General features: G+C 34.2%; 7 protein-coding genes. All 7 read right to left on the reverse strand.

Annotated features, from left to right (window positions below):
• Positions 1 to 24: 24 nt before the first annotated feature.
• On the reverse strand, positions 25 to 717 hold the full coding sequence (locus NYQ10_RS17790; RefSeq protein ID WP_289877569.1) for a DUF3826 domain-containing protein: 693 nt from the start codon (positions 715 to 717) through the stop codon (positions 25 to 27).
• Positions 718 to 785: 68 nt separating this feature from the next.
• Positions 786 to 2,495, reverse strand: a complete 1,710-nt coding sequence (locus tag NYQ10_RS17795; RefSeq protein ID WP_289877570.1) for a polysaccharide lyase — start codon at positions 2,493 to 2,495, stop codon at positions 786 to 788.
• Between the two features lie 91 nt (positions 2,496 to 2,586).
• On the reverse strand, positions 2,587 to 4,584 hold the full coding sequence (locus tag NYQ10_RS17800; RefSeq protein ID WP_289877571.1) for a RagB/SusD family nutrient uptake outer membrane protein: 1,998 nt from the start codon (positions 4,582 to 4,584) through the stop codon (positions 2,587 to 2,589).
• 17 nt (positions 4,585 to 4,601) lie between these two features.
• Complete coding sequence (locus tag NYQ10_RS17805) at positions 4,602 to 7,931, reverse strand: SusC/RagA family TonB-linked outer membrane protein (RefSeq protein WP_289877572.1); 3,330 nt, start codon at positions 7,929 to 7,931, stop codon at positions 4,602 to 4,604.
• A 693-nt stretch (positions 7,932 to 8,624) separates the two neighbouring features.
• Positions 8,625 to 9,611, reverse strand: coding sequence for a pectinesterase family protein (locus NYQ10_RS17810; RefSeq protein WP_289877573.1), 987 nt, complete (start codon positions 9,609 to 9,611; stop codon positions 8,625 to 8,627).
• A 212-nt stretch (positions 9,612 to 9,823) separates the two neighbouring features.
• Complete coding sequence (locus NYQ10_RS17815) at positions 9,824 to 11,845, reverse strand: aceric acid hydrolase (RefSeq protein WP_289877574.1); 2,022 nt, start codon at positions 11,843 to 11,845, stop codon at positions 9,824 to 9,826.
• Positions 11,846 to 11,966: 121 nt separating this feature from the next.
• Positions 11,967 to 14,426, reverse strand: a complete 2,460-nt coding sequence (locus tag NYQ10_RS17820; RefSeq protein WP_289877575.1) for a pectate lyase family protein — start codon at positions 14,424 to 14,426, stop codon at positions 11,967 to 11,969.
• Positions 14,427 to 14,435 lie beyond the last annotated feature (9 nt).

Below are 14,435 nucleotides of genomic sequence, written 5' to 3' on the forward strand. Positions count from 1 at the left end.
TTTGATAGAAAGTTAAATCAGAATTTAATCTTTTTTAGAAGTAGAGTCTTTAGCTTTATTTTTTTCTCTTTCTTCAACACGTTTATGCCAATCAGCACTTTCTTTGTTAAGATCGTAACCTTGTTTAGATAAATAATTGTTGATTCTTCCTTTGTATTTACCAAACCAGCCGTGTTTTTCTTTAGAAGAACCGCCATCCATTGCATGTTCTCTTGCTTCAACTAAAGCTTTATAAATGTAATCTTTTTGTTCTGCAGTCAAGTTTGGAAGCATATCATTATAACCTGCAACTGTGATAGGAAGCACGCCATAAGTCATTCCGTCTTTAACCTCAGTAATTTTGTCTTCTGATAATTCTTTACCTAATTTTTTGATGTAAGATTTATGCAGTTTTGCAATTGATTCGTCTGCTTTTGATTTTAACTTATCAATTTTTTCATTTTGTTTTTCTTTTGCTAAAGAAGTGTCTTCTTTTACTTTTTTGATTTCAGCATCTCTTCCGTCTTGGATTTCAGTTAAATCTCTGAATTGCTGAGCAATAATATTTGAAACTGCTTTTTCTTTTGCTTCGTTTTTCAAATCTAATTTGGTAACGATTTTTGCAGCTCTTTCATTTGTAACCTTTACATATTCGGGGTCCAAATGCTGTTGTGCACTTAAAGTTGAAAATGCAAAAACCAACGATAATAAGCCAACATTTAATTTATTTAGTGCCATGATTTTTATTTTTAGTATTTGAAAACATTCTTGTTTTAATTTGACAAGAATGTTTTCAAAAATTGTTCCTATTTTAAATCTAATAAAGGTCTAACCAAAGTTTCTTTGTTATTAGCCAAATCTTTCCAGTCAACTTTTATTGCTGGATTTACTCCATTGATGTAATCTTCAATATTAGAGTAACCATCTCCGTTTAAATCTCCTTTTGCATCAGATGGATCATTTGGGTTTAAACCGTATTTTTTCTCCCATGCATCTGGCATACCGTCTTTGTCTGTATCTACATACGCTTTACCTTTATAGTCAGGATATCCTCCAACTTGAGAAATATCTGTAATAATTCCTTTTTTATAAGAATCCATTGGTAAACGTCTGTGTTCGAACTGATAGAATTCTTTTTTCTCTAAACCTTTAGCATATTCAGGAACTCCAGTTTTAACCGTTCTTACAATTCTTTCGTCTACTTTATCTCTAATTGGTAACGTTGCTCCCACATTTTTAAGTACAAATTCATAAGACTCTTCAGCCGTCATAAATTTATTGAACCAAGGCATTGGGAAAGGCTTGTCTGCTTTCATTTTATCGAAATACTCTTTCGATTCATCGTAAGTCATTAACTCTCCTTTTTTATTTTCAATTTGGATTCCGCCATCCCAGTTGTTTTTTGTAACTTTTTCGTTATTATTCACAACATTTCCGTTTACATAAGCTCTACCGAAAACCATATAAGGCAATTTGCTTCTTCCAGATTCTGGTTTTAAGATTCTGTAGCTAATTGGCTGAGTCAAATCGGTAACTGGTCCTGGTTTGTAAAAGTTATTAATGATATTATAATTCGCAGTATAATCTCCACCATCAGTAGATCTGTTATACCAGTTGAAAACTACGTTATTCACAAAATTAAAAATTCCATTCCATCCAATAGAAGGATTTCTACCAGCATTATTAGCCCACATATTTCTCATAAAAGAGCAGTTTTCACCACCCAAAGTACTTCCGAAAGCGTGATTGTAAGTATCTAAGGCTTCACCAAATAAACTATTTTGAATAGTAATGTTTACGGTTCCAACTTTTACATCTGGATAACCAGGTCCTGGACTATAGATATGTCTGTAAATTGACATATTTTCATCTAATCCCCAAGTTGCAGAAACGTGGTCGATCATGATATTTCCAACAGGATTTCCTCCAATTGAATCGTCTCTACGTCCAACAAAAGTTTCTCCTCTACGGAAACGCATATGTCTGATAATTACGTCGTGCGTATCAATCCAAGTAGATTCTCCTGCAACACAAATACCATCTCCAGGCGCTGTTTGCCCAGCAATTGTGATGTAAGGTGCACGAATAATTAATGGACTTTTTAATCTGATAATTCCTGAAACATTAAATACCACAATTCTTGCTCCTCCTTTTTCGCAAGCTTCACGTAAAGTTCCTGGTCCGCGGTCTTCTAAACTTGTCACTACGTAAACATTTCCACCACGTCCACCGAAAGTATACATTCCTCCTCCTTCAGCACCTGGGAAAGCTGGAATTTCTGCCTGTGGTAAATCTGTTGGTCTTGATGCCCACGGAATGTAAGGCTTACCATGCTTTGCCTCTTCTTCAATAACAACTAATGCTTTTTCCCAAGCTTCGTCAGAAAGTCTTTGAGCTTCTGCTTTAATTGCTTTTTCCTGAGCCTGAACTTCTGGACTTATTTTAGGGTATTGAGCAAAACATTTTGCACTTCCCAAAAAAAGTAGAGATGCGATAAATAATGCGGAATTTTTCATGTTAATTTTTAATTATGGTAATTCTTTTAAACAAATCACCTGTATCTTTTGAGAAGAATACAGGTGAAAAGCTTTTCTTTGATTTTAAAATCTATTCTTGGTAATTGTAATTTCCATCTGCTCCATTACCATCTTTCCATCCGATAGTTTGTGTCAACCAAGGATTACTAACCAAAGCACTTTGATTAAGTCCCATGATATAGTAGTTTGATCTCCATAATATTGGAGTAGCAACACTATTCACATTATCCATTGGTGTTGGAGGCGAACGCAATTCAAAATTAGCAGTATAAAAAGTTGCTAAAGCTGTAATTTGAGCTTGGAAGTTTGATGCATCTGGATCAACAGAAATAGAAGCGCGAGCAGCTGCCAAAGGATCAGTACCTGCTGCACTAGTTCCATTTTTATAATGTAAATAATTTCCAATACGTTGTGTTCCGTTTATTACTGGAATACCTAATTTGCTATTTGTGTTATCATTAATTGCTGCATCATCACTATAAAGCATCCATCTTTGAGTATCCCAAAAACGTTTTCCTTCATAAGCTAATTCCACTCTACGCTCATATAAAACAGCTTCAAGAGCTGCATATTTGTCTCCTAATGTACCAATTCCGTAATTTTCAGCTGCAGGAATTCCTACACGTTTACGGATTCTTCCTAAATACTCTGTAGTATTTGCAATATCTCCTTTCGCAGCATAACATTCTGCAATGTTCAATAATAATTCAGCATAACGATATTCTATAATATCTGTTCCAGAAAGCTGGTAGTTTGATGCATTACTTACTGTAGGACTAGACATTTTACGAACAAAAGCTGGACTTGATACATCATTACCCATACTAAATGCTACACCAGTAGTTGCATTTGTAGACCAACGATATGCCCAAACTGTAGGTGCTGCAGCTGTAGTTAAACTGTTGTTGTAAGGCCAGTAACTTCCTGAGAAACCAAATGTTCTATAAAAACGTGGATCACGATCTCTAAAAAATAAGAATGCATTATAGTTATTTGCTGCTGTCGGTCTTTTTCCGTTTGCCATAGGAAACAAATCAATCATACCTTTTGGAGCTTTAACTCCACCACTTCCTTGTCCTCCTTGACTTGCCAAACGAATCGATCTCTCCCAACCATTGTTTGATTGTAAAGAAGTAGTAACTGTAGTGCTACTTGCTAAAAGTTTAATTGCAATTGCTTCTGAAATAAATGCGTTATCATTAATATAAAACATTCTTTCCCAATCTCTTGCAGTAGTTCCATATAAACCATGACCTTGCGAACTTAATTCTGCTTCTGCTGCCAATCCAGCTGCCAAAGCGGCATCCCATCTTGAAGTTGAAGAATCCCAGTTTTTATTAAATAATGGGCTAGCATAAGTTAATAAAACACGTGATTTTTGAGCTAACGCCGCACCTTTAGTAAAACGACCGTAATCACTAGCTGGCCATTTACCTGGTAATAAACTAGCTGCTAAGTCAAAGTCAGCTGTAATTTGAGCAACTAATTCAGTTACTGTCGCTCTAGGAATCTTAATTGATGGATCATCTTTAGAAGGAGTCTGAACAGTTGTAACAATCGGAACACCTCCATAAGTACGCATTAAATCAAAATATTGAACTGCGCGTAAATAATACATCTGTCCTTTAATCTGATCGCGAAATGTCTGGCTCAAATTAGCTCCATCCACATCAATTCTTTCCAACATAACATTAATATCTCTAATTCTGTTATAAGGGTCATTAGCAGGATTTTCAACTAATGTTTTTCCGAAATAACCAGATCCATCTGCTGCAGTTCCTAAAGTTATATTTGGATTAATCATAGCAGAAATACCTCCTAATTCTTCTGTATAAGTAGACTGAGTAGTTGTAAAAGATCCAACTACTACCGCAGTTGGAGTTTTATATCCATCATAAAAATCGTAATATAAATTGTTTACGTACCAATTTACACGTTCTTCACTTTTAAAGAATTCTGCATCGTAATATTTATATTGCTTTTTTTCTTCTAAAAAGTCGTCACTACAAGAAACTCCTAATACCATTAAAAGAATCATTGTTATATATGTACAAATTTTTGCTTTCATAATTGTTTTAATTAATATTAGAATGATACATTCAAATTGATTGACCAAGTTCTAAGAGTTGGATATCTAGAAGCTGAATCATCATACATATTTCTATAATGATCTGGATAAGGATTATACAAATCCCATAAGTTATTACCTGTTATTCCTAAAGTTGCTTTTGAAATATTAATTTGTTTCATTGCTTCCCTTGGAAGTTCAAATCCAACGCTCATATTTCTTACCACACATCTAAATGTATTTAATTGCCAGAAATCTGATGGAGCAAAGATATAATCTTGTTGTGCCATATTAGGATATTTTCCGTTAGGATTATCAGTAGCATCGTACATATCATTCCAGAAAGATTCATGAGCCCAATCATTATGAGCAGACGAAGTCCCTTGTTTTACTAGATCGATAGCATTGTAACCTCCCCATGAAGTTTGAATCTGAGTTTTGAAGTAGAACGTTTTATACTTGAATCCTAAATTACTTGTAAAACCGTAAGTTCTGTTATTATTAGCTAATTTAACATAATCTTCATTTCTCATAATTCTACCATCAGCACCTGCTTGAGTTCCTGTTGAAGCATTATAAACTCCTGCTGTATCCTCGTAAGCTAACATTCCTTTACGCATAGCATTTACGTTAGTGATACCCATATAATTAGGAACTCCACCAACAGCAGTAGCTCTCTGTGTTAAATAACTCCAATAGTTAGCTACATCTTCATCAGTTCTTAAGATACCATCACCTGTTGAAGTTTGTTTCCAAGTATTGAATCCCCAAACTGGAAAAAATGTGGAAGCTCCAACTGTTGTTATATTTGTATTTGCATCAGTTCTAGCAAGATTAGGATATTTTTTAACTTCATTATTATTGAATCCAAAGTTTATCCCTACACTATAGCTTAAATCTTTTTTAATATTGTCATTCCAATTTAAGCTAAACTCACTTCCCCAAGCATCAACAGCTGCATAATTCACCTCTGCAAAACCACCTCCAACTGTAATTGGAGTACCTGCCTCACCTGCTAATCCGATCAACATCTCTGTAGATTTATCATAGTAGAAATCAGCTGAAAGTTGCAATCTGTTTTTTAAGATACCAAGATCAATACCAAAGTTGTTTTTGATAGTAGTATCCCAATGTACATCTACGTTTGGATTTGGTCTCGGTGTAATTCCACCTCCTAAAAGACCTCCGCTGTTACCGAATTGAGCTCCTTTATCTGGCAATGGTTCATAAAACTGTAGCCATCTCCAGTAGTCAATATTATCTTTTCCTGTTTTACCAATTGAATAACGTAATTTCAAATTACTTACCCAAGATACATTATCAGTAAACCAGTCTTCTTTAGAAACAACCCATCCTAATTGCGCACCTGGGAAAAAGCCCCAGTAATTATTCGGAGCAAATTTAGTAGAAGCATCACTTCTAAAAATAAACTCAGCAAGATATCTATCTTTAAAACTGTAGTTTACACGTCCCAAGTAAGACTGTGTTCCAGACTCCACTTTTACAGCTTGTGAGTTTGTACTAATTGGTCCAGCAGTCGTACTATTACCTAAGAAATCTTTTGAAGTTCCTTCGTAAGCTAAACGAACATTTTTATTCCATGCTTCAGATTGCTCATAACCAAACATCGCAGATACATTATGATTTCCAAATGTTCTAGCATATGTTGCAAAAAAGTTAGCTTGTACTAATTTATCTAAATCTGTAGTATAATAAACTCTAGAACCACGAATATTTGTTTCTACAGCATATATAGAATTAGGGTTTTCTAAGTGGTTATCAGCTAATTGGTAATTTGTTATTCTTGCCAAATCATACGGTAATTGGTATTGCTCTGTATAACTGCTTGATTGGCTTCTAGCAAAACTTCCTTTTACGCTTAAACCTTTTACAAATGGTATTTTATATTCTAAAGATAAATTCACATTATATGAAAATTGCTCTTCTATTTGTTTTCCAGCATCTAAACCTGCAAAATAGTTCCATCCTGCAATAGTTGTATTAGCGTTAGCACTTCCTAAGTTACGATCTGTACGTGGAAACGGAGACATCCAATATTCTTTTCCACCAACAGTAGTTGACCATGGAATGTATTTTGGCATGTGTAACAAGTAAGCATAATCTGCTTGTTCTCCACCAGCAGCCGAACCAAAACTACTATCGTTTAAGTTTGCTGAAGCTTTAGAGAATGATTTTGTTACGTCTGTTGTAATAGCAGAAACGGAAGCAGAAAATTCTAAATCTTGAGAGATTTTAATAGTAGTTCCTGTTCTGAAATTCCATTTTTTATAATCTTGCTCTCCTAAATTAGCTCCTTGATCAAAGTAAGTAACACCTGCAAAATAAGTTGCTTTTTCAGTACCTCCACTTGCAGAAAGTGATTGTCTTTGCTGAACAGCAGGCATCCAAGCTTTTTTAAGCCAATCATAATCTAAACCTTTCATTTTTTCAAGCTCTGCAGCAGAAAAATATTTAGATCTGTCAGCATCCAAGTTAGAATTTAAAAATCTATTTTTCCAAATTCCATGCTCATAAGCATTCATTGTTTTACTATGGCTTACTGCATCATTCATTGCATATTGGCTGTAGTATGTAAATTTTGGTTTTCCAGATTTTCCTCTTTTAGTCTTTACTATAATAGCACCTTGAGAAGCTCTTGATCCATAAATTGCTGCAGAACCGTCTTTTAAGACTGTCATACTTTCAATCTCTGAAGGATCTAACTGGTTAAAGGTATCTAAAGTAGGTTTTCCATTTTGAGGATCAATTTGCACCATATCATCAATAACTACTAAAGGAATATTCGAATTACCATCTTTAGAAAATCCAAAAGTCTGACGTATTTGAAGTGTTGCTGCATCTCCAGGACGACCCGCACCTCCAGATACACTCACTCCTGGAGTTAAACCTCTTAAAGCTTCAGATAAATTCGATACAGGCAAATCCTGAAAATCGTCTGGTTTTAAAGTAACAATAGCTCCAGTAACATTATTTTTCTTTTGCGTACCGTATGCCACAACTACAATATCATCTAATACATTAGAATCATCTTGCATTTTAACATCCAGGTTAGTACGGCCATTTAAAGGAACTTCTGTTTTTTTCATTCCAATAAATGAGAAAACCAATGTTGCTCCTGGCTTAACCTTAATCTGATACTTACCATTGTAATCTGTGGTAACTGTATTCTTCGTAGATTTTTCCGTTACGTTTACTCCCGGAAGAAGGCCTGATACATTATCAATTACAGTTCCTGTTACTGTAACTTGATTACTTTGAGCATAACTCAGCATACTCATCAATGTAAACAAAAGAAAACTACATCTTTTTATAAGTGCTTGTTTCATAAATGTTTTTTTTGGTTAGGTTATTAATTGTTAGTTAGTCATGTTAAACATGTCTTAATTTTAATAAAATTTTACTTAAAGAAATCTTAAAGCTTTTTATTAAATGTTTAAAACACATTTATTTTAGTATTCCAAAAATATAACGATGATATATGAGAACCGTCCTGCTGTATCCTGTTTTAATAGCATAATTTCAAAAAAAATGAGACAAAAAAAACAATATTAATAAAAAACGGACGTAAAAAATAAACGATGTAAAATATTCAAGAGAAATGATTGCTTAAAATAAAATTTATAATCCTGTTTTGATCAAAAAACAATAAGATTTTTATCAAAAATATACATATACTATTTATTCTGCAAAACTAGGCGTTACCATAACTGATGCATAGAGGCTTATAAATAGTTCTATTTTACGAAAACGTTAGAGATAATTATTAAAATAACATTTAATTTACATTAAAAAACCTACAAAAACAATACAGGATACTATTAAAATAAGACTAAAAAATATTATAAAATAAAAAATATTTTTAAAAGTAAATTCTGACCAATGAATTGTAAACGATTACATTTTTAATTTTTGAACTCAAAAAACGAATAAAAAACCCGCTAACCATCAAAGGCAGCGGGCGTTAAGCTAAAATTATTTTATTCAATTAAAATTTACAAAATTTTAAAGTTTTAAGGAACTTATTTATTCGGATTCCATCCGTTAAAAACCAAATCTTTTTTATATTTCTTAATATCTTCTTTCTTCAACTGATGTGACCATGAAACACGCTGAGACAAATCTTTTGCACTCAACCCTTTACTGCCGTATTCTGCATAATAAGCCGTTTTATCTTTATCAGGAAATCGAGAATCAAGCCAAGCATTCCAACCTTCTGGAATAATGTGCGAACCTAAATCTGTATTAATAAAAACAGTTTGTGCATAAGGTCTCCAAGGTCTTCCCAGAAATACTTTATCAACAGATTTGTCTTTTGCAGTAAGCTTACAATCAACAAAAACAAATCCGTAGGCTTGCCCTTGCGGAGTTGAAGCTGCGGTAATATAAGAGTTCGTTAAACTTTCAATGTTGCATTTATAAAAATAAGCCGTTGCGGCTCCAAAGATAAAATCAGTTGTTCCGTTGATAAAACAATTTTCGAAATAGGTTCTTGTATTTTCTTGTGATAAATAAAGCGTATCTTGATTTCCTAAAAGATTACAATTTTTCACAATAACTCGATCACTTTTTATGTGAAGCGCAACCGCCTGTCCTACTCGTCCCGCGCTATTTTCGACAGTTAGATTTTCAAGTGTACAATCATTTCCTTTAATTAAAAAAGAATACGAAGTTGAAGTTCCAAATTCTTTTTTACCCGACGGATCTGGTTCTCGAAGCGGTTTCCCTGAATAATCATCAAATGAAATTATCGTTTTATTTCTGTCTAAACCTTTTAAAGTAATAAAGGGTTTTGAAGCAGGAATTTCCAATTTCTCGAAATACTTTCCTGGCTTTATAGTAATTATAACTCTTTTCTCTGAATCGTCTTTGACATTATTAACAGCTTCCTGAATGGTTTTAAAATCTCCAGAACCATCTTGGGCAACGGTTAATGCTAATTTATTATCGAGCGTTTGAGCTGATATTGACAATGTCGTTATTAAAAATAGAGTTAAAATGTATTTCATTTGTTTTTTACTTTTTTTTGTCATTTTGACGAAGGAGAAATCACACTAGAAATTGCGCAATCTAAATCGACAATCTTTGGCGAGTTACGTATGTGATTTCTCCCTTTCGGTCTAAATGACAAACTGAACGATTAATATCTTTGACAAAATTTAAAAATCCGTTTTTAATCCGCGTCTTTACGAAGTAAATCCGTTTCATCTGCGTCCAAAACTTAATGCGACATCCAAACCGTCATTTCGCCTTTTCCTTTATTCCCCCATGCAAAATAGGGAATCAATTTTACAGATACTGCCGTTGCATCTTTAGAAGAAAGCGGTTTGTACAAAGATTTATTCCATGAATTATTAGAATTTATAACCGCTTCTGCATCAATGCTAACTAAGTTTCTATTATTCAATGTAAAAGGGTTAGTCGTAAATTTTGATTTCAAATTCAAAGCCACATCATTCACACTAACTTTTGCAGGAAGCTGATCAGATTCTAAACAATAAACCAAAGGTCCTCTTTTTACAGCTACTTGATTTTTAACTTCTTCCACTAACGGATTTGCTTCCATTAATTCTACTGGCATAGGAAGATTCAATTCGATCACGTCTCCTTTTTTCCATTTCTGATTTAATTTCAGATAAGTTCCAGAAACGATTTTATCTGTAATTTTCGAATTATTCACCGAAACTTCAGCATTCTGACTCCAACCCGGAATTCTTAAAAAGAAATTTTGTAAATCTTTTGGCGCTTTTACAATTTTCAACGTTATTTTTCCGTCCCAAGGATAATTAGTTTGTTGTTCAATTTCTATTTCTTCTCCGTTTAAAGATTTAGTTTTTAATGAATTACTTCCATATAAATTCACATACAAACCATCTTTTGAAATATTATAAGCATAATTTCCAATTTCTGCTACAGTTCTCGTTACGTTTGGCGCACAACAGTTTGATAATGCAATATAACCTTCACGTTCATTTCCCCATCTTTGATGAAACGGTAAATCATTAGAAACATTCAACGGATTGTTATACAAGAATTTTTCTCCTTCTAAATCCATTCCCGAAAGTACACTGTTATACAATGCCAGTTCTACAATATCAGCATATTTTGCATCTCCCGTAATTTGAAGCATTCTCCAATTCCATAACACATTTCCAATATTGGCGCAAGTTTCGGTATGAGCTGTTGCATTTGGCAATTGAAAAGGTCTTCCGTAAGCCTGATGAATTTTCTGAACTACAGTTGGATCATAAGAAGTTCCATCTGGCGAAACTCCATCGTATAAAGAACCACAACCTCCTGTAATATACATTTTACGATACGTAACATCATCCCAAATCGATTCTAAATTATCCAGTAATTTTTTCTCTCCTGTTTCTGCATACAAATCGGCAACTCCAGCGTAAAGATAATTTGCTCTCACGGCGTGTCCCATTGCGGTTGTCTGTTGTCTAAACGGAATTCGATCTTGATTATCATCGGTTCCGTCATTTGTGGTTCCGCGAATATCAATTAAATTATTAGCTAACTCTAAGTATTTTGGATTTTTAGTCGTTCTGTACATTTCGACAATTCCCATATAATGTGACGGGCAAATTGCATTTCGAGCCAATTCTGGTGAAGCTTTTTTGTAAAAATCATACAAGAAATCGGCAACACCTTTTGCGATGTTCAAAAAGTTTGTTTTTCCCGTGGCACGATAATGAACACAAGCTGCAGTCATTAAATGCCCCATATTGTATTTCTCAAAACCTAATTGTTTTTTAACTTCTTCTGGGCCTAAAGTTCCCCAACGTTCGTCGATTAAAACTGGCGTATGAATATAACCATCTTTGCGCTGTACTTTCGCGAAAAGCGCAATGGCTTTATCCATTTCTGCATCGAGTTTTTTATCTTTTGTAACGGCATAAGTCGCTGCCATTCCTTCAAAAATCTTATAGAAATCACCATCATGAAACGAAGGCCCTTTAAAAGTTCCTTTGCTTAATCCTGCAGCAATTTCGAAGTTTTTATAAGCATGAGAAGTTTCATTATGATACAAATCCCACATATATGGCAATGTGTTTTTGGTTTCTACATCAAATTGTTCTTTCCAAAAACCGTTTGTCCATTTTACGTCTTGTAAGCCTACACTTTGTAATTTAGAATACGGACTTTCTGAATTCGCAACCAAGCCTTTGTTTTGAGCAAACACTCCAGTGCTAACAAAAAACAATCCTAGGGAAACATTTAATATTTTTTTCATTCTTTTATAATTTTGAACCATATAAGCAATATAAGTTCATTTAAACTAACCTTTTTAAACTTTCGCAATACAGATTAAGTCAAACTTATAATATCTTATATCACTTATATGGTTTAATAATTTATTTTACGAAGAAATTAATCGTTCTGCTCATCGAATCTCCATCTGCATCTTTTACCGTTAAGACGAAAGATGCGAATCCTTTTTCAACTGTTGTAAACTGAATTTCTTTTCCTTTTAAAACAACTTTCCCATTTTTAACATCAGAGAAAGTATAAACCGGTTTGTTTTCGTATCCTTTAAAATAATCTGCAACACTTAAAGTTTTTTTCTCTCCCGAATTCACAAAATAATGAGGCTGAGCCAACCAATCTAAATAATTATCCAACTGCGTAAATCCGTCTTTATCAGTATCTGAATTTGCATCTGAAAAATCTCCTGCTTTAGAATTTTCATTCAAACCAAAAGCTTTTTCCCACCAGTTTGGCAAACCGTCATGATCTGTATCCCAATCTGTCGGACGAGTTTCCGATACAAAGTTTGGCCATCCACCTGCATCTTGTTCGTTATCAATCATTCCGCCTAAACCACTTTTACTTCCTTTATATGTGAAAGTACCTTTTAAAGTTTCCTCTACAATTCGGTTATCGTGTTTATCAAAAAACGGCTGATTGGCACCAACATCTGAAAGTACATTTTTATAAGCCGCTTTCGCTGATTGCGTTTCTACGTAAGAAGGAAAAAATGGTTTGTCTACAAAAGTTTCATATTCTACTTTCTCATTGTGACTTATAGTAGATTTTCTGCCTTTATCCTGAGATTTTTCATCAAAGTAACCTGGCATTATATTTCCGTTAAAATAATAACGTTGCATTCCTTTTCCAACACCTTCGTGCTGTGCATTTAACGCCACAAATATTTTAGTCGAAGCTCCTGGTTTGTAATAATTATTTACAAAATTCACTTCGTTAGCACCACCGTCAGTTGTTCTAGTTCCCCAGTTATAAACTACATTGTTTGTGATATCCAGTCTTCCCGTGTAATAACCGTCTCCATTTAAACCACCACCAATACTCCAGTTACGGCCTTGATTGTGCGCCAATAAATTGTGATGAAAACTACCAATATCTCCGCCAATTGTTGCCGCAAAACCATGCATTTTTCCAGCAGGATATTTGTCATGTCCGGCAATATTTAAAGCCTCTGAAATTAAAGTTCGCTGTAAAGTTATATGATGCGCGCCACGTGAACTAAACGATTCATCGATTGTCCAGCTAATTGAACAGTGATCTATAATACTGTAATCCGCGCCTGTTAATCCCATTCCGTCAAAAGTAGTTCCACCGCCAATGCGAACTGTCAAAAATCGAATTACACCATCATTTCCTGTCAATCCAATTGGAGCTCTACTGATCGTAATTCCTTCTCCCGGAGCCGTTTGTCCCGCAATAGTAATATAAGGCTGATTTGCGACTAATCTCGAAGCCAGTTTTATATTTCCCGAAACATTGAAAACAATCGTTCTCGGTCCAATTTCCTGATTAATCGCGTCACGTAAACTTCCTGGTCCGTCGTCATTTAAATTCGTTACTTCAATTACTTTTCCGCCACGACCTCCTACTGCATAACGTCCGTAACCTTCTGCACCTGGAAACGCCAATTGAGCAGGTTTAAACGACCAAACATTTCCTAATGTAACTTCACCATTATTATCTACTTCATCGACTCTCCAATAATAAGTTGTTCCCGAATATAAATCAGAAACCGTATACGATTTCTCAGTCAGTTTTCCTTTAAATTCTTTTGAAGATTCAGTTGCATTTTCTACCGCATTTTTATCTTCCCCGAAATATATTTTATGAGATGCTACATTTTTTACAGCGTCCCATTTTAGAGTTAAAGTTTTCCCAACTTCAACATGTTCGTCTCTATTTTTTGGTTCTGGAGTTCTGGCTTGATTCATTAAATTTGGCGTATCAATCTCAAAACCGTTGATTACAATCTGTTTTACAACATCAGGATTTGAAGTTGGATCAATTTCAAAACGAACGATTACATCTTTTCCTTTTTCAGCATTAAAAGTAATATATGCCATCGAAGCATCAATTTTAGCATTGGCTCTCTGACTTGCATTTACGGTTTCCTGAAGTTTTCCGTTTACGAAGATTTTTATCGGAGAAAATGTTTTTCCTGTAATGACATCAAAAGCGTTATGAAAAGTCAAAAGTGTATGTTTTCCCGCTTTTAGTCCACTGATTTTCAATTCTAAATTTTCGGCAGTAACCAAACCATCGCTTCCTAATTTGTTGTAAAACGGAGCGCTCATTCCAACTTTATACCATTTTGAAGTGAAGTTTCCTTTTAACTTAAATGACACATTATTAAATGATTTTTCGGCTTCTTTTCCTTCATTAATCACCCACGAATCATAACTTGGATCATGAACTTCTTCCAGTCTTCTTTGAAAAAAATCAAAGTCAACTTTTACAATTTGTTTATCAGTATTTGCGACTGATTGTGCTTGTCCATTTGTGGTCAAAAGCATGGACAAAACAGCACCACTTATTAATTTCTTTATCATTTTTGTTAG

It is taken from the genome of Flavobacterium johnsoniae, assembly GCF_030388325.1.
Taxonomy (GTDB): Bacteria; Bacteroidota; Bacteroidia; order Flavobacteriales; family Flavobacteriaceae; genus Flavobacterium; species Flavobacterium johnsoniae_C.